Annotated in this window: 19 protein-coding genes; 10 read left to right on the top strand and 9 right to left on the bottom strand. The window is 73.0% G+C overall.

Going from position 1 to position 20,529, the window contains the following annotated elements; all coding sequences use genetic code 11:
* Positions 1 to 24: 24 nt before the first annotated feature.
* From QUG98_RS03770 to rimK, 4 genes are all read right to left on the bottom strand, one after another.
* Complete coding sequence (locus QUG98_RS03770; RefSeq protein ID WP_289469289.1) at positions 25 to 1,005, bottom strand: NAD-dependent epimerase/dehydratase family protein; 981 nt, start codon at positions 1,003 to 1,005, stop codon at positions 25 to 27.
* On the bottom strand, positions 1,002 to 3,752 hold the full coding sequence (locus QUG98_RS03765; RefSeq protein WP_289469288.1) for an alpha/beta fold hydrolase: 2,751 nt from the start codon (positions 3,750 to 3,752) through the stop codon (positions 1,002 to 1,004). The genes QUG98_RS03770 and QUG98_RS03765 overlap by 4 nt, the downstream gene beginning before the upstream one ends.
* Positions 3,749 to 4,822: a 3-oxoacyl-ACP synthase III gene (locus QUG98_RS03760; RefSeq protein ID WP_289469570.1), complete on the bottom strand. Its 1,074-nt coding sequence runs from the start codon at positions 4,820 to 4,822 to the stop codon at positions 3,749 to 3,751. Before QUG98_RS03760 ends, QUG98_RS03765 begins: the two co-directional genes overlap by 4 nt.
* A 68-nt stretch (positions 4,823 to 4,890) precedes the next feature.
* A complete protein-coding gene (gene rimK / locus QUG98_RS03755; RefSeq protein WP_058727301.1) occupies positions 4,891 to 6,069 on the bottom strand; it encodes a 30S ribosomal protein S6--L-glutamate ligase in 1,179 nt (392 codons plus the stop codon).
* A gap of 68 nt (positions 6,070 to 6,137) precedes the next feature.
* Between rimK and QUG98_RS03750 the strand changes: the two genes are divergently transcribed.
* The 4 genes from QUG98_RS03750 (at position 6,138) to QUG98_RS03735 (ending at position 10,161) form a co-directional block, all read left to right on the top strand.
* A complete protein-coding gene (locus tag QUG98_RS03750; protein ID WP_066656091.1) occupies positions 6,138 to 6,599 on the top strand; it encodes an ATP-dependent zinc protease family protein in 462 nt (153 codons plus the stop codon).
* 271 nt (positions 6,600 to 6,870) lie between these two features.
* Positions 6,871 to 8,694, top strand: coding sequence for an alpha/beta hydrolase (locus QUG98_RS03745; RefSeq protein WP_289469287.1), 1,824 nt, complete (start codon positions 6,871 to 6,873; stop codon positions 8,692 to 8,694).
* Between the two features lie 5 nt (positions 8,695 to 8,699).
* Positions 8,700 to 9,365, top strand: coding sequence for a hypothetical protein (locus tag QUG98_RS03740; protein ID WP_289469286.1), 666 nt, complete (start codon positions 8,700 to 8,702; stop codon positions 9,363 to 9,365).
* Between the two features lie 124 nt (positions 9,366 to 9,489).
* Positions 9,490 to 10,161 carry a peroxiredoxin-like family protein gene (locus tag QUG98_RS03735; RefSeq protein ID WP_289469285.1) on the top strand — a complete coding sequence of 224 codons (672 nt, stop codon included), beginning with the start codon at positions 9,490 to 9,492 and terminating at the stop codon, positions 10,159 to 10,161.
* Between the two features lie 102 nt (positions 10,162 to 10,263).
* Here QUG98_RS03735 and QUG98_RS03730 read toward each other — a convergent pair whose 3' ends face one another.
* Positions 10,264 to 10,818: a TetR/AcrR family transcriptional regulator gene (locus QUG98_RS03730; protein WP_289469284.1), complete on the bottom strand. Its 555-nt coding sequence runs from the start codon at positions 10,816 to 10,818 to the stop codon at positions 10,264 to 10,266.
* A gap of 41 nt (positions 10,819 to 10,859) precedes the next feature.
* Here QUG98_RS03730 and QUG98_RS03725 point away from each other — a divergent pair, with 41 nt between their 5' ends.
* From QUG98_RS03725 to QUG98_RS03705, 5 genes are all read left to right on the top strand, one after another.
* A complete protein-coding gene (locus tag QUG98_RS03725; protein WP_289469283.1) occupies positions 10,860 to 12,020 on the top strand; it encodes an MFS transporter in 1,161 nt (386 codons plus the stop codon).
* Positions 12,021 to 12,030: 10 nt separating this feature from the next.
* Complete coding sequence (locus QUG98_RS03720; RefSeq protein WP_289469282.1) at positions 12,031 to 13,320, top strand: sensor histidine kinase; 1,290 nt, start codon at positions 12,031 to 12,033, stop codon at positions 13,318 to 13,320.
* A complete protein-coding gene (locus tag QUG98_RS03715; protein ID WP_289469281.1) occupies positions 13,302 to 14,012 on the top strand; it encodes a response regulator in 711 nt (236 codons plus the stop codon). The genes QUG98_RS03720 and QUG98_RS03715 overlap by 19 nt, the downstream gene beginning before the upstream one ends.
* A gap of 130 nt (positions 14,013 to 14,142) precedes the next feature.
* Entirely contained in the window at positions 14,143 to 15,024 is an 882-nt protein-coding gene (locus QUG98_RS03710; protein WP_289469280.1) for an ABC transporter ATP-binding protein, read from the top strand.
* Complete coding sequence (locus QUG98_RS03705; protein ID WP_289469279.1) at positions 15,021 to 16,097, top strand: ABC transporter permease; 1,077 nt, start codon at positions 15,021 to 15,023, stop codon at positions 16,095 to 16,097. The genes QUG98_RS03710 and QUG98_RS03705 overlap by 4 nt, the downstream gene beginning before the upstream one ends.
* 104 nt (positions 16,098 to 16,201) lie before the next feature.
* On the opposite strand, the gene QUG98_RS03700 is transcribed toward QUG98_RS03705, so the two are convergent.
* Entirely contained in the window at positions 16,202 to 17,266 is a 1,065-nt protein-coding gene (locus QUG98_RS03700; RefSeq protein ID WP_289469278.1) for a YeiH family protein, read from the bottom strand.
* A gap of 28 nt (positions 17,267 to 17,294) precedes the next feature.
* Positions 17,295 to 17,915, bottom strand: a complete 621-nt coding sequence (locus QUG98_RS03695) for an LppP/LprE family lipoprotein (protein WP_289469277.1) — start codon at positions 17,913 to 17,915, stop codon at positions 17,295 to 17,297.
* 172 nt (positions 17,916 to 18,087) lie between these two features.
* Here QUG98_RS03695 and QUG98_RS03690 point away from each other — a divergent pair, with 172 nt between their 5' ends.
* Positions 18,088 to 18,429 carry a hypothetical protein gene (locus QUG98_RS03690; protein WP_058727312.1) on the top strand — a complete coding sequence of 114 codons (342 nt, stop codon included), beginning with the start codon at positions 18,088 to 18,090 and terminating at the stop codon, positions 18,427 to 18,429.
* 102 nt (positions 18,430 to 18,531) lie between these two features.
* Here the strand turns inward: QUG98_RS03690 and QUG98_RS03685 are convergent, their stop codons facing one another.
* Positions 18,532 to 19,398, bottom strand: a complete 867-nt coding sequence (locus tag QUG98_RS03685) for an ABC transporter permease subunit (protein ID WP_289469276.1) — start codon at positions 19,396 to 19,398, stop codon at positions 18,532 to 18,534.
* Positions 19,395 to 20,315: an ABC transporter ATP-binding protein gene (locus tag QUG98_RS03680; RefSeq protein WP_289469275.1), complete on the bottom strand. Its 921-nt coding sequence runs from the start codon at positions 20,313 to 20,315 to the stop codon at positions 19,395 to 19,397. The genes QUG98_RS03685 and QUG98_RS03680 overlap by 4 nt, the downstream gene beginning before the upstream one ends.
* Positions 20,316 to 20,529 lie beyond the last annotated feature (214 nt).

Genomic DNA, 20,529 nt, shown 5'->3' with positions numbered 1-20,529 from the left:
GCGGGTGACGCGGTTGCGCGTCGGTCAGCGTCCGGTGCGCGATCCGGTCCGGAGTCGCCGGAGCCCCTCGTCGATCGAGACCGTCGGAGTCCAGTGCAGCTCCGCCCGTGTCCGCCGCTGGTCGAACCAGTGCGCCGTCGACAGCTGCTCGGCGAGGAACCGCGTCATCGGCGGCTCGTCCGCACCGGGACGCACCCGCCACACTGCCTCGACGACCGAGCCGGCAGCGCGGGCGAGCGCTGCGGGCACGTGCAGCCGCGGTGCCGGGACCCCGGACGCCGTGCAGATCCCCGCCAGGAGCTCCCCCACGGGCCGGGGTTCGCCGTTCGTCACGACGTAGGCGTTGCCGTGCACCGCGTCGTCGGTCGCGTGCTCGAGCGCGGCGACCATCGCCGATGCGGCGTTGTCGACGTAGAGCGTGTCGATGAGCGCGGCGCCCGAGTCGAGGAGCGGCAGCCGCCCGGTGCGTGCGCGATCGACGATGCGACCGACGAGCTGGGTGTCCCCCGGCCCCCACACCAGGTGCGGTCGGACGGCGACGACCGCGAAGCCCGGCGCGTCCGCCGCGAGCGCCAGCAGTTCGGCGGCAGCCTTCGTGCGCGCGTAGTGCCCGCGCGCGGCGGTCGGCTCGGCGGGGTCGGCGGCGGCGCCCGCCAGTGACGATCCGGTGTGCGCCACGGACGGCGACGACACGAAGACGAAGCGGCCGACCCCGGCGGCACGCGCGGCGTCGACCAGCGCGCTCGTCCCGGCGACGTTGACGTGGGCGAAGTCGGCCGGGTCGCCCGCGAGCGACACCTTCGCCGCCAGGTGCACCACGGCCTCCACACCGTCCACCGCACGCGCGACCGCCGCGGCGTCGGTCATCGTGCCGAGGGCGTCCTCGGCCCCGTGGACCCCGGAGGGCCGACGCTGGAACGTCCGGACGTCGTGCCCGGCGTCGCGCACGGCGGCGGCCGTCGCCCGGCCGAGGAACCCGCTGGCCCCGGTGACGAGGACCCTCACGGGCGGACCATCCGGCCGCCGCCGAGCACCGTCGACGCCCACCGCGACAGCCGTGCGCGATCGACCTTGGAGTTGTGCCGGATGTCCGTCGGCAGGACCGGCACGACGAGCACCGCGGCGAGCGGGATCCCTGCTGCCGCACGGACGGCGGCGGCGAGGTCAGCCGACGCGAGGCCCGGACGTCGTGCTGCGGGGAGGGTCTCGACGACGGCGACGACCTGCTGGGTGCCCGCGGGCCCGGTCCCGACGATGCCCGCCCGGCCGACCCCGTCGACCCGCTCGATCCGCTGCTCGGGCCCGACCGGGGTGACGACGCCGTCAGGGGTCGTCACGACGTGCTGCAGCCGACCCTCGATCCAGAGGCGACCGTCGGCATCGAGGTGCCCGACGTCGCCGGTGCGGTGTCCACGCGGGTCCCCGACCCCCGCCCGCGACACACGGTCGGTGCGCCAGAGCCGGTCGTACCGGTCACGGACGTGCGGTGCGGCGACGACGACCTCGCCGGTGGTCCCCGCCTGGTCCGTCAGGGCACCGGTCGGCGCACCGTCGGCGTCGAGCGGCGCGATGCGCACGCGGACACCGGTGGCCGGTCGCCCGACGCAGATGCCGCCGTCGGGTGCCGCCCCGGCCGCCCGCACGCCGTCCAGGTCGACGTCGGTCATGAGGAGTCCCTCGGTCATGCCGTAGGGGGTGTGCGCCGCCGCGTTCGGCATGAGGTCGGTCGCCGACGCGAGGAGTGCCGCGGACACCGGCGCACCCGCGGACAGGAACAGGCGCACGCGCGCGAGCGTCTGCCGGTCGGCTGCGGTCAGCGCGGACGACGTCGCGACGACGTTCGCGAGCGCGGCCGGCGAGAGGAACACCACGGACGCGTCGGCCGCCGCGACCGCGTCGGCCACCGCCCGCGCCGTCAGGGTTCGCGGAGCGGTGACGTCCATGTCCGGTGCCACCGAGCGGGCACCGAGGGCGGGGCCGAGCAGGGCGAAGGGCGCGAAACCCGCGACCAGTCCGGTGCCGACGCCGACGTCGTACTGCGCCGCGAGGACGTCGCGCACCGCGGCGAGCTGTCCATGCGTGTACACGACGCCCTTCGCCGGACCGGTCGAGCCCGAGGTGAAGAGGACGGCAGCCGGGGCGTCCGGCGAGGGTGCTGCGGGCAGGTCCGCTTCGGCTGCGAGTCGGCGGGCGCCGCGTCGGGCGACCTCGACGAGGGTGTGCTCCACCCCGAGGGCCCTCCGCGCGGGGGCCGGGAGCGTGACCGTCGCGATGCGCCGTCCCGGCCAGCCCAGCGCGCGAGCGGCGGCCAGGCCCGGCAGGGCGCCGATCACCCAGTCCGGCCGGGCACCGCGGACGGCACGGGTCAGGCCGCGGAGCCCGAGCCCGGCATCCGCCACCACCACGACCGCGCCGATGCGGACGCACGCGTAGAGCACCGCCGTCAGGTCGGCGCCGGGCGTGACGAGCAGGGACACCCGGTCGCCGGGGCGGACGCCGAGGTCGGCGAGCCCGGCGGCGACCTCGCGGACCCGTCGGGCGAGCAGCCGCCACGAGACCGTGCGCGGTCCACCGGCGGCGGCCATCTCGACGAGCGCCGGGCTCGTGTCCGTCGCGAGGTCGTCCAGGGCCGCCCAGAGCGGGCGGTGACCGAGACTCGGGTCGAGCGACGCGTCTCGAGCCGCAGCGCCCGAGATCGGTCGGGCACCGCGAGACTCGGGTGCGTCCTGCGTGCCGCCGCCGGGTGCGTGGCCGTCCGGCAGGCGGTCACCGAGCCAGTCGAGCACCGTCCCCGCGACGTCGGCGTCGTCCGGCAGCAGGTGCCCCGCGCCCTCGAAGCGGTGCACGTCGGCGTGCGGCACCCGGTCGACCAGGTCGTCGAGGTACCGCTCGAGGAACACCGGGTCGCGCGGCCCCCACATGACCAGCGCCGGGACGTCGAGCGCCGCGACACCGGCGGCGATGCGGTCGAGCTCGGCGGCGCTCGGGTGGGTGGCGTCGACCGGGATGTCCGCGACGAAGCCGCCGATGCCGCCGCGACGGACGGCACCGCGGTACGGCGCGCGGTAGGCGTCGGCGACGGGACGGTCGAGCGCCGGGTGCGCGATCGCGAGCGTCGTCTCGAGGAACGCCGGGGTCAGCACCGTCCCGCGCCCGAGCACGCCGGGGCGCAGCGCGAGCCGCAGCGGGGCGGGGATCGGGGCGTCGTCGGGCTGGTGCACGGCGGTGTTGCACGTCGCCACGCCCACCACGAGGTCGGGGTGGTCGACCGCCCAGCCGAGCGAGACGACACCGCCCCAGTCGTGCCCGAGGGTGACGACGGGCCCCGTGAGCCCGAGCTCGTCGGTCAGGGCGCCGAGGTCGCGGACGCGGTCGGCCAGGCGGTGCTGGTCCGCGGTGCGCTCCGAGAAGCCCATGTCGAGCTGGTCGACCGCGACCACGCGCCAGGCCGGGCCACCGGCCCCGGCGGCGTCGAGCGTGCGGGCGGCGACGGACCGCCACAGGTAGGACCACGTGGGGTTGCCGTGCACGCAGAGCAGGGTGCCGACCGGCGCGACGCCGAGCGCCTCGAGCTGACCGGCCGTGTCGAGGAGGTGCCAGGTGCGCGCGGGGCGAGCCGAGCCTCCCGGCCGACCGTCCGTCGACGCGGGGACCGTGACCAGGCGGGACCAGGCCGGGTCGAGTCCGGGCAGGGGCGGCGGGAGCGTCGCCGGAGCCGTGCTGGCGGCGACGCGCGGGAGGCCGGACCTCACCAGCGCAGTTCCATCATCGCCGTGTTGATGCCCGAGCCGACGCCGCCGAGGAAGACGCGGTCGCCGCGGGTGATGCCGCCGCGGTCGACCTCGTCGGCCAGGGTGATCGGGATCGACGCCGGACCGACGTTGCCGTAGCGCTGGTACGTGGTCGGCACCTTGGTGCGCGGGATGCCGATGGCCTCGACGAACGCGTTCGTGTGCACGTCGGAGACCTGGTGCAGGACGTAGCGGTCCATGTCGGCCCAGTCGAAGTGCGCGCGTGCCTCGTTCCAGGCGGCGACGACGAGCTCCATGCCGCCCTTGAGCAGCATCTTCGCGTCCGTGAACATCCCGTCCACGCTGCCGACGCACAGGTCGTACCACTGCGTCGCCGCACGGGTGACGCCGCCGATGATGCGGTGCCCCTCGGGGTGGACGTCGGACGGGCCGAGCACGGCGGCCGCGGCACCCGACCCGAGGGTCAGGCTCGCGAACTCGCTCATGAAGTCCTTGCGGTTCCGGCCGCCCTGGTTCAGGCGGTCGATCGTGTTGAGCTGCACCTGGTCGGCGTCCTCGCCGTCCACGATGAGCGCGTACTTGATCTGCCCGGAGTCGATCATGCCCGCGGCGACGCTCATCGCGTTGACGAAGCCGAGGCAGGCGTTCGCGATGTCGAAGTTGATCGCCGACGTCGGCAGTCCGAGCCCGTGGTGCAGGCGGACGGCGACGCTCGGCTCGAGGTGGGGGCGCGTGACGGAGGTGTTGATGAGCAGGCCGACGTCCTCCGGCCGGATGCCCGCCTCGGCCATGGCGCGGCGGCCGGCATCGATCGCGGCGTCCTGGAAGGTCTGGCCCTCGCCCCAGTTGCGGCGCTCGGTGACCCCGGCGACCCGCTCGAGCAGACCGGTCGGGAGCCGGAGCCGACGCAGGGCTCCGCGGAGGCGCGCCTCGATGTCCGCCGACGTCGTCACGCGGTCCGCGACGGTCGTCGCGACCGACAGGAGCGACACGTTCTGGTGCTTCGCCGTGGCGTTGCCGGGGCGCTCCGGTTCGCTGCTCGTCGACTGGTCGACCGGTCGTTCCGTCATGATCGTCACCGACACATACTTCCGCATCTGACCTGGGTACGCGATCCGGGTGCGCTGGGCGGCACCGGTCAGGCGTCCTTCGGCAGCTTGCGGACCTTCGACCGACGGCGGCGGCGGTCCGGGATCATCGACCGCATCTCCTCGAGCTTGCCGAAGCACAGCAGGCGGTCGCTGGCCTGCAGTTCGACGCCGCTGCGGGGGTTCGGGATCACCGAGGCGCCGCGGTGCAGGGTCAGGACCGTGATGTCCCGGTCCCACAGCCCGGACTCCTTGATCGTCTTGCCCACCAGGTCGGCGTTCGTGTGCACGAGGAGCTCGGCCACGCCGTAGCCGGTCGAGACGCTGAGGCGCTGCCGGACGTCGATCTCCGGGAACGCGACCTGGTTGCCGATGAAGTCGATGATCGCGCCGGCGACGTCGAGGCCGGTCGCACGCTCGATGCCCTCGAGGCCGGGCGACGAGTTGACCTCCATGACGAGCGGTCCGTCGTTGCCCTCGAGCATGTCGACCCCCGCGACGCGCAGGCCCATGATCTGCGCCGACCGCACCGCCGCTTCCTCGTACTCGGGGCTCAGCGTGACCTTCTCGACGGTGCCGCCGCGGTGCACGTTCGACCGGAACTCATCGCCGGAGGCGCTGCGTCGCATCGCGGCCACGACCCGGTCCCCCACGACCAGTGCACGGATGTCACGGCCCCGGCTCTCGGAGATGAACGCCTGGATGAGGACGTTCTGCTTCGTGGAGTGCAGGGTCTCGACGATCGACTCCGCGACCTTCGCCTCGGGCGCCAGGATCACGCCGATGCCCTGCGTCCCCTCGAGGAGCTTGATGACCACCGGCGCCCCGCCGACGCTGTCGATCGCCCCGCGGACGTCCGCGCGACTGTTCACGAAGGTGGTGGCCGGCATGCCGATGTGGTGCCGGGACAGGATCTGGTTCGCCCGGAGCTTGTCGCGCGAGTTCGTGATCCCCGTGGCCGTGTTCGGCGTGTAGACGTCCATCTGCTCGAACTGCCGGACCACCGCGGTGCCGTAGTAGGTGATCGAGTTGCCGATGCGCGGGAGCACGGCGTCGTAGTCGCTGAGCAGCTTGCCCCGGTACAGCAGGTCGGGCTCGTCGCCGGACAGGTCGATGGCGAAGCGCAGGGTGTTCAGCACCTTGACCTCGTGCCCGCGATCGACCGCTGCGGCACGCAGACGCTGCGTCGAGTACGCGTGCGGGGCGCGCGACAGGATGGCGAGTTTCATCGGGGTTGCTCCACGGGGTCGAGACGTCGACGGCGACGCTCAATCAAAGCATGCGACAGGATGGGCACATGGCCCGGAACCCGACGATCGCAGGATGGCGTGAGTGGGCTGCCCTGCCCGGGCTGGACCTGCCCTGGATCAAGGTCAAGCTCGACACCGGCGCGCGGAGCTCGGCGCTGCACGCGTTCGACCTCGAGGAGCTCCCCGGCGACCGGGTGCGCTTCTCGGTGCACCCGTGGCAGGACACCGACGCCGACGCCGTCACGCACGAGTGCGACGTGCACGACCGCCGCATCGTCCGGAGCTCGACGGGGCACACCCAGGAGCGCATCGTCGTGCTGACGCCGATCACCCTCGCGGGTCGCACGATCGACGCCGAGGTCACGCTGAGCAACCGCGACCAGATGGGATTCCGGATGCTCGTCGGCCGCGAGGCGCTGCGCCAGGGCTTCCTCGTCGACCCCGCGCGGTCGTTCATGGCGGGGCGGGCACCGAAGGAGATCCGGCGGCGCAACCGCGGTCGCGCCTGAGGCGCGGGAGCGCGCAGCGCTTGCGCTGCGGGGCGGCGCGCGGTGCTCCCGCACAACGGAAGGCACGCCGCGCCACGTCGTTCGGTGGTGCGGCGCGCTTCCCGTCGTGCGCGCCTCCCGGCGTGCGTCCCGCACGGAGGCGGACGGGAGGCGCGGGGCGGGCTGGCTCCGAGCCTCCCGTCCTCGGAAGAGCCGTGTTCCACAGGCTTCGTCGCACCTGTACTGAAATGCTACGTTCTACGCATTGCCGATCGGGTGATGGGGGTGGAACGTGGGGTTCGAGTTCGACGACGCCGCAGCTGCGCGGCTCGCAGCGTGCGCTACGCAGGCTGCGCTGGCGCTGCGTGGGAGCGCGTGGGCGCGACGCAGCGCTGCCGAAGCAGCACTGCGCGACTTCGACGGCGGGTACGCGCGCCTGTTCGAGACCGCCAGGACCGTCGAATTCGAGGACCGGGTACGCCTCGCACGCGCGCTCGACGACCTCGCCGACCAGGTGCGGATCGCCTTGCACCAAGCCTCGCGGGAGCGCCGGCGCCGGTCGGAGCTCGCGGCCTGGCAGCGACGAGCGGCCGACCGCCAGCACGCGCTGGTCGGCGTCGGAGCCGTGTGGGAGCCCGTACTCGATGCGAGCGCGGCGATGTTCGACCGGGAACCCACCGATCCCCCGATCACGCCGACGCCCGTCACCGCGACGTTCCGCGCTCGACACCGACGGCGCGCCGGTGGGCAGTCGACCGGGCGCAGCAGTGCCGACCCGGACCGGCTGCGACAGTTCGCCGAGACGGCTCAGGCGCAGGACGGCGTGACGGAGCAGGACCTCGTCCGCGTCCGCAACGCCTGGGCGGGGTTCCGCGACCGGTGCGGGTGGGTCCCCGTCGATGCGCCCCCGCTGCCGAGCGGCTTCGGCGCCTACCTCGACGAGAACGCCGAGGACGCCCGCTGGGCAGCGCGGGTCGCCGACGCGTTCGAGGCTGCCGGCGGAGGGTCGGTCGCCGATACCGCGCTCGACGTCGCGGGAGCGTCGGCCCTGTCCCCGGTGGCACAGCGACTGCTGGACCCGTCCATGACCCCGGCGGAGGTCGCGGCGGCGTGGAAAGATCTCGGTCTCATCGCCGAGGACATCGCGGCACTCCCGCTCCGCACACAGGTGCAGCTGGCGAACCTCGACGGGCTGCCTGCCGTCGCTCGTGACGTGGCCTCGCGGCGGGTGCTCGCCGCGGCGGTGAGGGACCCGGAACGGTTGTACCGGCTCTTCGGCTTGGCCTCCACGTACGGCGCGGTGAGCATCGAGGAGTTCACCGCACAGGTCCGCGCGCTCGCTCGAGGCCTCCAGCGAGCTGACCGGATCGCGGCCGACCTGCCCGCGCCGACCGCGAAGGTGGCGCAGCTCGTCGGCTTCGGCGTCGCGAACGGCGCTCCCGTCGCCGCGGTCGTGTTGGGCGACCTGGACACCGCCGAGAACGTCACGGTGAACGTCCCAGGTGCGACGACGACCCTCGACAGCACGCTCCAGAAGGTGCGCGCTGCGTCGGGGCTGCTCAACTCCGCGGCACGACTGCAAGGCTCGACGTCGTTCGCGGTCGTGTCCTGGTTCGGCTACCGCGCGCCTGCCTTGCCCGAGGTCCCGGCGCAGGGACGAGCCGCCGCCGGTGGGGCCCAACTGGCGTCCTTCCTCGACGGCATCCACGACAGTCGAGGCGGGGCACCGCGTCGACTCACGGTGCTCGGCCACTCGTACGGCTCGACGACCGCAGCCGAAGCACTGGTCCAGACCCGACACCGCGTCGACACCTTCGTCACCTACGGATCGGTGGGCTTCACGGACGCGACGAAGCCGGAACACCTCAACGTCGACCGCGTGTACGCAACGGAAGGGCAGGCGGACCACACCGCCATCAAGGGCAGGGTCGGGCGGACCGATCCACGTGACCTGCCGGACGTCGAGGTCTTCAGCTCCGAAGCGGCGGGCGGCCTCGCGGCCGTGACAGGCCACGACATGTACCCCGAGGCCGCCGGCCAGGTCGGTTACCTGACCCCCGGTTCAACTGCTCAGGACACCATCTCGCAGATCATCGCAACGGGAGGGCGAGGATGAAGACCATGCGATCGATCCGCGCCCTCATGGCGATCGCCGTCTGCACCTGGCTCCTGTCCGGGTGCACGGCAGGAGGAGGCCACATGTCCGTCGACGCCGCAGGCCTGACGCAGGAGGACGTCGCACGGATGTCGCTCCACGAGGAGTTCGACCGGTACCACGAGCACTACGAACGGATGCAGCAGGTGCTCGCCGCCGCGCAACATCGGGTGCACGACAGCGAGTGGCGGTGGGTAGGAGGCGACCGTGTCCCGGGGATCGGTGGTGACGGCGTCGTCCCGTTGGTCGGTTCGACCACCGAGAACAGCTACGACCAGCGCACATCACGTGTCTGGTCCTCCCCTGGCGCCGGCAGCGACCGTCGTGAACTGCGAGCGATGATCGACTACTTCGAGGACCAGGGCTGGCCGTGGCGAGAACGAACGCTCGGGAAGAACCACGACGTGTGGGCGGTCACCGACGACGGCTGGCACATCCAGTACCTCATCGTCAGCAACGGCAACCACGCCCTCACGATCTACAGCGAACTCTTCTGGACCAACGACGGACTCGAGCTCACCGAGGCCGTCGGCGGCCGCAACGACGGGGAGTACCCCGAGGAGTCGCTCCCCGGCGAGTTCCCGCCGTTCCCGAAGTGGAGCGACCCGATCATCCGACCGCCGAAGACCTGAGCACGCGTCACTCACGACGACCGGGATGACGCTCCGTGACGACGGCCGTTCCCCTGCCGAGCAGACGTGCCTACGCTCCACGCACCGGCCCGCTCGCCGGCGCCCCGGACCCGAGGAGACCGACGTGACCGACCAGACCATCGCCCGCCAGGTGGACGACTTCAACCGGGGCTTCACCGCCCAGATCGGCCCGGAGCTGTCCGCGGTCTTCGACGGCGAGCAGGCCGACCTGCGCGCCTCGGGCGTACCCGACGGGGCCGTCGGCGCTGGTGAGACCGCTCCGGACGCGCGGCTCGTCACCCCGGCGGGCGAGGAGACCTCGCTCACGGCGGTCCGCGGTTCCACCCCGACCGTCATCGTCTTCTACCGCGGCGCCTGGTGCCCCTACTGCAACATCACCCTGCGCACGTACCAGCAGGACCTCCTTCCGGCGCTGCACGAGCGCGGCGTGCAGCTCGTCGCCGTGTCGCCGCAGACGCCGGAGGCCACCGAGCAGTCGATCGCGAACGGTGAGCTCGCGTTCCCCGTGCTCACCGATCCGGAGAACGTGCTCGCCGGGCGCTTCGGCATCGTCACGGAGCCGAGTGCCGCCGCACGAGTCGCGCACACGGAGCTCGGCTTCGACGTCGCCGACAGCAACGCCGACGACACCGCGGCGATCCCGTTCCCGTCGGTCTTCGTGATCGACACCGACGGCGTGGTCCGCTTCGCGGACGTGCACGTCGACTACACGACCCGCACCGAGGTCGCGGACGTCCTGACCGCGGTCGACGACCTGGTGGCCCCCGCGCACTGACCGGCCGACGCGCAGCCGAGAGGGGTCCGACGGGAGGCACGGTGCGGGTGACGGGCGTTCGTCACCCGCACCGCGCCTCCCGTCCGCGCTGGGGCCGGCTCCTCAGGGCAGGAGTGCGGACGCGACCGCACGAGCGGTGGCGGCGTTCGCCGCAGGGTCGCGCAGGCGCATCGCGAGTGCGCCGGAGACGAGCAGCAGGAGCTGTTCGGCGAGCGCTGGGGCACGATCGCCCACGACCGGCCTGGCCGTCTCGGTGAGCCGCCGGCGCAGGGTGCCGGTCTCGCGGTCGAGGACGGCGCGCAGGTCCTCCGGGGCGTCGACGTACTCGGCAGCGGTCCCGAGGAACGCGCACCACCGGGAGCCCGTCGGGGTGGACCGGAAGTCGTCGAGCGCGTCGAAGACGGCGAGGAGCCTGCCGCGGTCGTCCGCCGCCCGCTCGAGCGCGCGGTCCCAGGTCGCGACCCAGTCCTGGTGGCGCCGGTCGAGCGCTGCGGCGACGAGGGCTTCCTTGCTCGGGTACCCGCGGTAGAGCGTCGCCGACGACACCCCCGCGCGCTCGAGCACGGCGTCGATCGGCGTCGCCGCAATGCCCCGTGTGAAGAAGAGCTCCTCGGCAGCGTCGAGCACCCGCTGCTCGGTTCCTGGACGCATCGCCATGCCGCCAGCCTAGGGTCGCAAGAGTGAAACGGTCGTTTTCGTTGCGGACTCGCATCCTGGTGGTCGGCGGGCTCGGTCTCGTCGCCTCGACGTACGGGCTGGTGCGCCTGGCGTACGGGCTGTTCCTGCCGGACGTGCAGCGCGACCTCGGCTTCGGGGCGGACGTCGGCGGGGCGGTGTCCTCGGCCGCTTCCGTCCTGTACTGCGTCGGCGCCGTCGTGGGGTTCCTCCTCGCGGGCCGCGCTGCCCGGTGGCTCGTCCTCGGCGCGGCGCTCACGGCGGGCGCGGGCGCGATCGTGATGGCTGCGAGCCCGACGACCCCGGTGTTCGGGGCGTCCGCCGTCGTGGCGTCGACCGGCGCCGGACTCGCGTCGCCGGCGATGGTGCAGCTGGTCGCCGGTCGGGTCGACGGCGCGGCACGCGACCGGGCACAGGCGGTCGTGAACTCCGGCACGGGTCCGGGGCTCGTCGCCGCCGGGCTGCTCGCGCTCGTGCTGCTGCCGGACTGGCGGACCGCGTGGACCGTCGCCGGGGTCCTGACGCTGCTGGTCGGGGCCGTGGTGTTCCTCGCGGCGCGGCCGACCCGGCGCGCGGTCACGTCCGGGCGTCCGGCACGCCCCGTGCTGCCCGGCCGTTCGTGGTTCGGTGCACAGGTCGTGCCGGTCGTGGTCGCCCTGCTCTTCGGCGCGGGCTCCGCGGCGGTCTGGACCTACGGCCGCTCGGCGCTCGTCGGCGCGGGCGTGCCGAGTGCGTCGACCGTCGTGGCGTGGATCGTGCTCGGTGTCGGCGGGGCCTCGGTGGCGGGGACGGCCCGGTGGACGAGCGGGGTGCCGGCGGCTCGGACGTGGTCGCTGACGACGACGCTCGCGGCCGTCGCGGTCCTCGCGCTCGGGCTGCTGCCCCACCTCGTCGCCCCCGCGCTGATGGCGTGTGCGCTCTTCGGCTGGGGCTACACGGCAGCGACCGGCGCACTCATCGCCTGGACGACCGAGATCGACCAGCAGCACGCGGCCGCGGGCACCGCGCTGCTCTTCGTCGTGCTCGTCGCCGGACAGGCACTCGGGGCGGCAGCGGCTGGTGCGGCGGTGGGTCGGGTTGGCACAGCGACGACGTTCACCGCGGCGGCCGCCGTCGTGGCGGTCGCTGCCGGTGCCCCGCTGCTGGTCGCCCGCCGGAGCCTGCGATCGGTGCCCTCCCGGTAGCGTTGACCACATGGGGAGGACGACGGAGGGGTGGGCCCGGCTGCCCGTCGGGTCGCGGGAGCACCGCCAGGACGCACTGCTCGCGCTGGTGCTCGGCGTCGGGCTGGCCGTCACGACGACGCTGTACGGCGCCGCGGGCGTGTACGAGGACGAGCAGGCACCGTGGTGGGTCTCGGCGCTGATGGTCGTCGCGAACGCCGCACCGATCGCGTTCCGCCGCCGGTGGCCGATGACGGTCGCCGTCGTGTCCGCGCTGGCGTTCGCCGCGACGCAGCTGCTCCACGTGCCCGAAATCGTCCTCGTCAACTTCACGCTCTTCATCGCGCTCTACACGGTGGGCGCCTGGTGCTCGGACCGCGTCCGTGCCGAGGCGGTCCGCTGGGTGATCATCGGCGGGATGTTCGCCTGGGTGTTCGTCTCGCTCTCGTTCGGGTGGGCGGTGCCGAGTGCCCTGCCGAACGACGAGGACGCACTCATCCCGCCGTACGTCGCGTACTCGCTGGTCAACATCCTCATCAATGTGCTCTACTTCGGTGGCGCCTGGTACGCCGGCAACCGGGCTTGGGCGGCCGCGGTCGCGAAGCAGGACCTCACCGAACGCACCGCCGAGCTCACGTCCGAGCGGGAGCGCACCGCTGCCCAGGCGCTCACCCTCGAGCGAGTGCGGATCGCTCGGGAACTGCACGACGTGGTCGCGCACCACGTGTCGCTGATGGGCGTCCAGGCCGGGGCCGCGCGACGCGTGGTCGTCCGCGATCCGGCCCAGGCGACCGCGTCGCTCACGGTGGTCGAAGACAGCGCGCGGACAGCGGTCGCGGAGCTCCGGCGCATGCTGGGGACCCTGCGCGAGGACGACCGCGTCGGGAACGGCACCGACTCGGCTGCGAACGCGACCGACTCAGCGCCGAGCACGGCCGGGCTCGGGCGCATGCCGGAACTCGTCGAGGCCGTGCGCACCGCCGGCCACGACGGCGAGTACGTGGTCGTCGGCGACGAACGCGCCGTCCCGCCGACCGTCGGCGCGGTCGCGTTCCGGATCGCGCAGGAGGCCGTGACGAACATCGTGAAGCACGCCGGACCGACGGCCCGCGCGGACCTGCGGCTGCGCTACCTCGACGACGGCATCGAGGTGGAGGTCGCGGACGACGGACACGGCGCCCGTGCGGCCCGTGGCGCGGCCGGCAGCGGACTGGGACACGTCGGCATGCGGGAGCGTGTCGCCGCGGTGGGCGGCCGCATCGAGATCGGGCCGCGAGCCCGGGGAGGGTACCTGGTACGGGCATGGCTGCCGACGACCTGACGATCGTGCTCGCGGACGACCAGGACCTGGTGCGCGCCGGCTTCCGCGTCATCCTGGAGTCCGAACCCGGCTTCCGCGTGGTCGGCGAGGCCCCGGACGGTGCCGCCGCGGTCGAGGCCGTCGTCGCGCTGCGGCCGGACGTGGTGTGCCTCGACGTCCAGATGCCCGGCGTCGACGGGCTCGAGGCGGCACGGCGGATCGGTGCACTCGCGGACCCGCCAGCGGTCCTCGTCCTCACCACGTTCGACGACGACGACGCCCTGTTCCAGGCGCTCGAGGCCGGTGCGAGCGGGTTCCTGCTGAAGAACGCCTCCCCCGAACGGCTGATCGACGCCGTGCGGACCGTGGCAGCCGGGGACGCCCTGCTCGCCCCCGACGTGACGCGTCGCGTGATCAGCCGCGCGACCGCCGGACACGGGCCGGACTGCCCGGGGGTCGACGGCGGCGGTGGGACGGCAGCCCCGGACACCGGTGCGGCTGCCATCGTCGCAGCCGGCCTCACCGAGCGCGAGGCCGAGGTCCTGCGCCTGCTCGCCCGCGGGTACAGCAACGCCGAGATCGCCCGCGAGCTCTTCGTCGGCGAGGCAACGGTGAAGACGCACGTGTCGAACGTCCTGCAGAAGACCGGTGTGCGCGACCGGATCCAGGCGGTCGTCTGGGCGTTCGAGCGGGGCGTCGCCTCCGCGGGCTGACGGAGTCCACTCCACCGTGCGGTGGAGCCGGGGCGTCGCGAAGTCCCGCCTCGTGCCGGAGGTGGGGCGGACCTCCCGGACCGTAGCGTCGGGACGTCGGCGAGGACCGCCGGCGGAAGGGGAACGGGCGATGCTCACCATCGAAGGGGTCACGAAGCACTTCGGCGACCGTCGGGTGCTCGACGACGTGGGGTTCTCGGTCGGCAGCGGCCGACTGACCGGCTTCGTCGGCGGCAACGGAGCCGGCAAGACGACGACCATGCGCATCCTGCTCGGCGTGCTGCAGGCCGACACCGGGAGGGTCACGATCGACGGCAGCGAGGTCGGGCCGACCGACCGCCGCCGCTTCGGCTACATGCCCGAGGAACGCGGGCTGTACCCGAAGATGCCGGTCGCCGAGCAGATCACCTACCTGGCGCGCCTGCACGGTGTCGAGAAGCGGACCGCCGGGCAGCGCACCACCGCACTGCTCGAACGCCTCGACCTCGCACAGCACGCGGGCGACGCCGTCGAGAAGCTCTCCCTGGGCAACCAGCAGCGCGTGCAGGTCGCCGCGGCACTCGTGCACGACCCCGAGGTCCTGGTGCTCGACGAGCCGTTCTCGGGCCTCGACCCGATGGCCGTCGACACGGTGCTCGGCGTGCTCCGCGAGCAGGCTGCCAAGGGCGTCCCGGTGCTCTTCTCGAGCCACCAGCTCGACGTGGTCGAACGACTCTGCGACGACGTGGTGGTGATCGCCGACGGCACGATCCGCGCCGCCGGCTCCCAGGAGGACCTGCGCCGCAGCGCCGGCCCGGCCGCGTGGGAGCTGCTCGTCGACGGCGACGTCGCCTGGCTCCGCGACGAGCCCGGCGTCACCGTGCGCGAGTTCGACGGCGGCTACGCCGTGTTCGAGGCCGACGAGGCCACCGCGCAGCGCGTCCTGCAGCGCGCCGTCCAGCACGGCACCGTGGGGTCGTTCGCCCCGCGGGTGCCCCGGCTCAGCGAGGTCTTCCGGGAGGTCGTCCGATGAACAGCTCCCTCGTGCACGCGGTGCAGCTCGTCACCGCCCGCGAGATCCAGGCTCGCCTCCGCAGCAAGGCCTTCGTGGTCTCGGCGGCGATCCTGCTGGTGGTCGTCGTGGCCTCGATCGTGATCGGCGGCATCGTCGGCAAGGCCACCGCGGACGACACCACACCCGTCGCGGTCGTCGACGGGGTCTCGCTCGAGTCCACGGACGGGTTCGACGTCACCCCGACGCGGACCGTCGCCCAGGCCGAGCGCCTCGTCCGCGACGGCGAGGTCGACGCGGCGATCGTGCCGTCCGACGACGCGCTCGGCTACTCGGTCGTCGGACTCGAGGACACCCCGACCGACGTCGTCAGCGCGCTCAGTGTCACCCCCTCGGTCGAGCTGCTCGACCCGGGCGCCCTGTCCGCGGGGCTCGTCTCGGCGATCGGCATCATGTTCGGCGTCGTGTTCTTCGCCTCGGCCGTGACCTTCGGCTCGTCGATCGCGCAGAGCGTCGTCGAGGAGAAGTCCACCCGCGTGGTCGAGATCCTGATGGCGGCGATCCCCGCACGGGCACTGCTCGCCGGCAAGGTGCTCGGGAACAGCATCATGGCGTTCGCGCAGATCGTCGCGATCGCGATCGCCGGGGTGGTGGCGCTGGCCGTCACCGGGCAGGACAACCTGTTCACCCTGCTCGGCCCGAGCGTGCTGTGGTTCGTCGGGTTCTTCGCCGTCGGCTTCGTGCTCATCGCCGCACTGTTCGCCGCGTCCGCCGTGCTCGTCTCCCGCCAAGAGGACGTCGGCAGCGTGACCATGCCGGTGATGATGCTCGTGATGATCCCGTACATCCTGATCGTGGTGGCGGCGGACGACCCGACGATCGTCGGGATCATGTCGTACGTCCCGTTCAGCGCGCCGATCGGGATGCCGATGCGGATCTTCCTCGGGACCGCCGAGTGGTGGGAGCCGATCCTGTCGCTGCTCGTGGTGGCCGCGTCGGTCGTGGTGGTCGTCGCCGTCGGCGCCCGCATCTACGAGAATGCGCTGCTCCGGACGGGCGGTCGCGTGAAGCTCGCGGAGGCGCTGCGCGGCTGACGCCGCCGACGGACGGGAGGCACGGGGCCAGCCGGCACCGTGCCTCCCGTCCGTCTCGTGGTCGCGTGGAAGCGTCGGTCGGCGCCGCCGGCTCGCGCCGCCCGTCAGAGCTGGCCGAAGGCCGCCTGCACGCCCAGGCTCGTCCCGGCGACGAGCACCCACAGTGCGATGCCGAGCAGCATCGGGCGGAACCCGGCACGACGCAGGGCCGCGAAGTCCGTCGAGACCCCCACCGCGCCGAGCGCCACCGTGATGAGGAACGTGGCCGCCGCCGAGAACCCCGGGGCGGCCGCCGCCGGCAGGACCCCGGTGGTCCGCAGCAGCACCACGACGAGGAACCCGACCAGGAACCACGGGACCAACCGCAGCACGCGGACGCCCCCGGCGCGACGCCGCCCGTCGGCGGTGTCCGGCTGCGTGCGGGCGGTGCGGCGTGCCTCCAGGCCGGCCAGCCCGATCACGATCGGGATGATCATCAGCGTCCGCACCAGCTTGACGACGACCGCGGTGTCGGTCGCCTGGCGGCCGTAGACCGTGGCGGTCGCGACGACGGACGAGGTGTCGTTGACCGCGGTGCCCGCGAAGACGCCGAACGCGTGCTGCGACAGCCCGAGCGCGTGCCCGACGAGGGGGAAGACGAAGACCGCTGCGATGTTGCAGAGGAAGATGGTGGACAGCGCGTAGGCGACCTCGGCGCTGGCCGCTCCGACCACGGGCGTGACGGCCGCGATGGCGGAGGCGCCGCAGATGCCGGTCCCGACGCCGATGAGCGTCCGGAGCGTGCTCGACACCCGGAGCAGCCGGCCGATGCCCCATGCGGCGACCAGGCAGACCACGAGCGTCGTGAGCATCACCGGCAGGGTCTCGCCACCGATGCGCAGGACCTCGCCGATCGACAGCTGCGCGCCGAGGAGCACGACCGCGGCCTGCAGGACCCGGCTGGACGCGAACTTCACGCCGGGCTGGAGCACACCCAGGTCGGCGGCCCCGTCGTCCTGCCGGCGTCGACGCCGCACGAGCCACCCCACCAGAGCGCCGAGCAGGACGGCCGGCACCGGACCGCCGACGACGGGGACCGCGCGGCCGACCAGGGTCGCGGCGATGCCGATCACGACGGCGAGGGCAACGCCGGGCAGGGCGGCGGTGATCGCCGGGCGGGTCAGGGGCACCCGGACAGCATGCCACCGGCACGACGGCTCACGGCGTCGGTGGGACGTCCCCGGACATCACGACCCGACCGGTGTCGTCGTTCCACGTGTAGGTCGCGGTCGCCCGGCCGGTCGGGTCGGCGTTGCTGTCCGCGCCCTGCGGGTACCGGTACTCGACGCGGACCGCGTCCGCCGACTCCCGCGTCACCTGCGGGACGAACGGGTACTGCTCCTTCGTGGCCGTCCCGAGGTACGAACCGTCGTGGAACAGCAGGATCGCGACCGGGGAGCTCGCGGTCGCGTCGACCACGCTGACGGTCACCGCGGACAGTGCGGCGCACCCGTCGTAGGCCGAGGTGTCCGCATGCGAGGCGTCCCAGCGCGCGGACTCGAGGCCGGCGGGCAGCGGGAGGTCGGTGATCGGGCCGGCAGCGGCAGCGGCGCCGTCGGACGGTCCGCACGAGGGCGTTGCGGACGGCACGGACGACCCCGTGGCGGGTGCAGCGCCCGCAGCGGACGACGCCGACGGGGACGCCGAGGGGGTGACCGTCCGCGTCACGGTGGCGGTCGGTCCGGCGTCACCTCCGCCGGAGCACCCGGCGAGGGCGAACGCGGCCCCGGTGGCGACGAGGAGCAGGCCGACGGGACGGCAGTGACGGGTGTGACGCATGAGACCACCCTGCTCCTCGCGCTGTCCGGACGTTCGTCCCCCGACCGCACCGTCGGCTGGAAGCAGCCCCTCCCTCCGGCGTACCATCCAGGCGGAAGCAAGGGCGGTTCCGAACACCTCCCGAGCGCCGACCTCACGGGCCGGTCGAGTCAGACACAGATCAGAGCACGCCGTGACCGAACACCTCATCGAGTACGTCGCCCGCGACCGAACGGGCATCACCACCGTCGTCACCACGACCGGTGTCTTCGACGTGGACACCGTCATCGACCACATCCGCGCGGGACACGCCGGCTACTACGTGGCAGCCGACTCCTGGAAGCGCACGCCGGTCCGGAGCATGTCGTTCATCGGTGGCTCCTACCTCTTCGCGAACTGGGACGGCACGAAGCGGAACATGCTCCACGACCTCGCCTTCCGCATGCCCACGCGTGCGGTCGAGGTCGTCCAGCAGCCACGGCGCTCGTGGCGGCTGACGCGGGCCCTGCGCGGGCTGTTCTCGCGGGCGGCCTGACCCGACGGCACCCGGCTGCAGACGAACGGGAGGCTCGGTGCCAGCTGGCACCGAACCTCCCGTTGTGTCTCGTGGTCACGTCGTGACCGTCAGCGGCCTCCGTCAGACGTCGCGCTTCTTGACCGTGGCCAACGCGACCACGCCGACCGCGACGACCCACGCGGCCAGGATGCCGCCACCGGACCAGCCGTTCAGCACGACACCCTCCGGCGCCGGCTGGTCTGCGGACCGCTCGTAGGTGTAGAGCTGGCTGCCGGCCTGGTCGGGCAGGAAGCGGGACACGTCGAGGAGCCACTGCTGGTCCACGAGCCCGGCGACGAGCTGCAGCACGATCGGCAGGACGAGCAGGACGCCGAGTGCGATGGCGATGCCGCCGGCGCTCGAGCGGACGAGCAGCCCGATCCCGAAGGCGAGCAGGGCGATCCCCGTCACGTAGACCGACGACCCGAGGATCGGCATGGCGATCGCGGGGTCGAGCAGGTCGGCCGTCACGCCCTTGTCCGCCTGGAGCACCGAGACGAGCAACGCGCCGATCCACGTCGCCACCGCACTGACCACGAAGGTGGCGACGGCGAGCACGACGGCCTTGGCCAGGATCGCACCCGTGCGTCCGGGGTCCGCGGTGAAGGTGGACCGGACCTGGCCGGTGCCGTACTCCCCGGTGATGATGAGGACCCCGAGCACCGCGGCGACCAGGACGGTGAAGCCGACGGACGAGGTGCTCAGCAGGACGATCTGCCGGTTCGCGATCTCCTGCGTGACCTCGGCCCCTTCGGGCAGTCCCATCACGGGGGCGGCGGCACCTATCATCGCGCCGAGACCGATCGTCAGGGCGACGATGATGGCGTAGCACCACCAGGTGGAGCGGATGCTGCGGAACTTGATCCACTCGCTGCGGACCAGTCTGCCGAACCCCAGGCCGACGCCGCTGGACATCGCGGTAGCGGTGGTGGCGGTGGTGGCGCTCATCGTGCGACCTCCGCCTGGTACTCGACCTCGTCCTTGGTCAGGGCCATGTACGCCTCCTCGAGGCTCGCACCCATCGGGGTGAGTTCGTGCAGCACCGCACCGCTCTGCGCGGCGATGGTGCCGATCTGCTGCGCGTCGGGCCCGACGACCACGAAGGCGCCGTCCTCGCGCGGGGTGATCGACGACGCTGCGGAGCCGACGGCCCCGAACAGCTGGTCGGGGTGTGGCGTCCGGACGAGGGTGCGTGCCCCGCCGCCCTGCCCGCTGCCGGCGACGAACTCCGCGATCGGGGCGTCCGCGAGCACCTTGCCGCGACCGAGCACGACCACGCGGTCGGCGGTCTGGGCCATCTCGCTCATCAGGTGGCTGGAGAGGAAGACCGTGCGCCCCTCGGACGCCAGGTGACGAGCCAGCTGACGCACCCACACGACGCCGTCCGGATCGAGGCCGTTCACCGGCTCGTCCAGGATCAGGGTCTTCGGGTCGCCGAGCAGTGCCGCCGCGATGCCGAGCCGCTGTCCCATGCCGAGGGAGAACCCGCCGACGCGCTTCTTCGCGACCGACTCGAGGCCGGTGAGCTCGATGACGTGGTGCACGCGGGACTTCGGGATGCCGTGCGTCGCCGCGAGCGAGAGCAGGTGGTTGAACGCGCTGCGCCCGGAGTGCACGGCCTTCGCCTCGAGCAGCGCACCGACCTGGCGGAGCGGATCGCGGAAGGACCGGTACTCCTGCCCGTTCACCCGCACGCGACCGGCCGTGGGGGTGTCGAGGCCCATGATCATCCGCATGGTCGTGGACTTGCCGGCACCGTTCGGGCCGAGGAAGCCGGTGACGATGCCAGGTCGGACGACGAAGGAGATGTCGTCGACGGCGGTCTTGGCGCCGTAGCGCTTGGACAGATGCTCGATCTCGATCACGAGATCCACGCTATTTCCGCGCGCCCGTCGAGCGCGTCCCCCCACGGGTGGAGACCCGGGATCATCCCAGCGGAGGACCCGCGCCTGCTCGATCGCGCTGGACGACCACCCCGACCCCGCACCAATCCGGCTGCGCAGCTGCTCCGAAACCCCTGTACGACGACGACGCTGCCCCTGTGCGGTGACCTCGAGACGCCGTCGTGGAACGCATTCG

This window comes from Curtobacterium subtropicum (assembly GCF_030362975.1).
Taxonomy (GTDB): Bacteria; Actinomycetota; Actinomycetes; order Actinomycetales; family Microbacteriaceae; genus Curtobacterium; species Curtobacterium subtropicum.
This window is presented reverse-complemented; position numbering and strand designations above follow the sequence as displayed.

What these genes read in the sequence shown, in the direction of transcription:
- QUG98_RS03710 (WP_289469280.1), top strand. Translation starts at nt 14,143, where the DNA reads ATGCTCACCATCGAAGGGGTCACGAAGCACTTCGGCGACCGTCGGGTG.
- QUG98_RS03740 (WP_289469286.1), top strand. Translation starts at nt 8,700, where the DNA reads ATGCGATCGATCCGCGCCCTCATGGCGATCGCCGTCTGCACCTGGCTC.
- QUG98_RS03730 (WP_289469284.1), bottom strand. Translation starts at nt 10,818, where the DNA reads ATGGCGATGCGTCCAGGAACCGAGCAGCGGGTGCTCGACGCTGCCGAG.
- QUG98_RS03715 (WP_289469281.1), top strand. Translation starts at nt 13,302, where the DNA reads ATGGCTGCCGACGACCTGACGATCGTGCTCGCGGACGACCAGGACCTG.
- rimK (WP_058727301.1), bottom strand. Translation starts at nt 6,069, where the DNA reads ATGAAACTCGCCATCCTGTCGCGCGCCCCGCACGCGTACTCGACGCAG.
- QUG98_RS03705 (WP_289469279.1), top strand. Translation starts at nt 15,021, where the DNA reads ATGAACAGCTCCCTCGTGCACGCGGTGCAGCTCGTCACCGCCCGCGAG.
- QUG98_RS03720 (WP_289469282.1), top strand. Translation starts at nt 12,031, where the DNA reads ATGGGGAGGACGACGGAGGGGTGGGCCCGGCTGCCCGTCGGGTCGCGG.
- QUG98_RS03695 (WP_289469277.1), bottom strand. Translation starts at nt 17,915, where the DNA reads ATGCGTCACACCCGTCACTGCCGTCCCGTCGGCCTGCTCCTCGTCGCC.
- QUG98_RS03685 (WP_289469276.1), bottom strand. Translation starts at nt 19,398, where the DNA reads ATGAGCGCCACCACCGCCACCACCGCTACCGCGATGTCCAGCGGCGTC.
- QUG98_RS03760 (WP_289469570.1), bottom strand. Translation starts at nt 4,822, where the DNA reads ATGACGGAACGACCGGTCGACCAGTCGACGAGCAGCGAACCGGAGCGC.
- QUG98_RS03750 (WP_066656091.1), top strand. Translation starts at nt 6,138, where the DNA reads ATGGCCCGGAACCCGACGATCGCAGGATGGCGTGAGTGGGCTGCCCTG.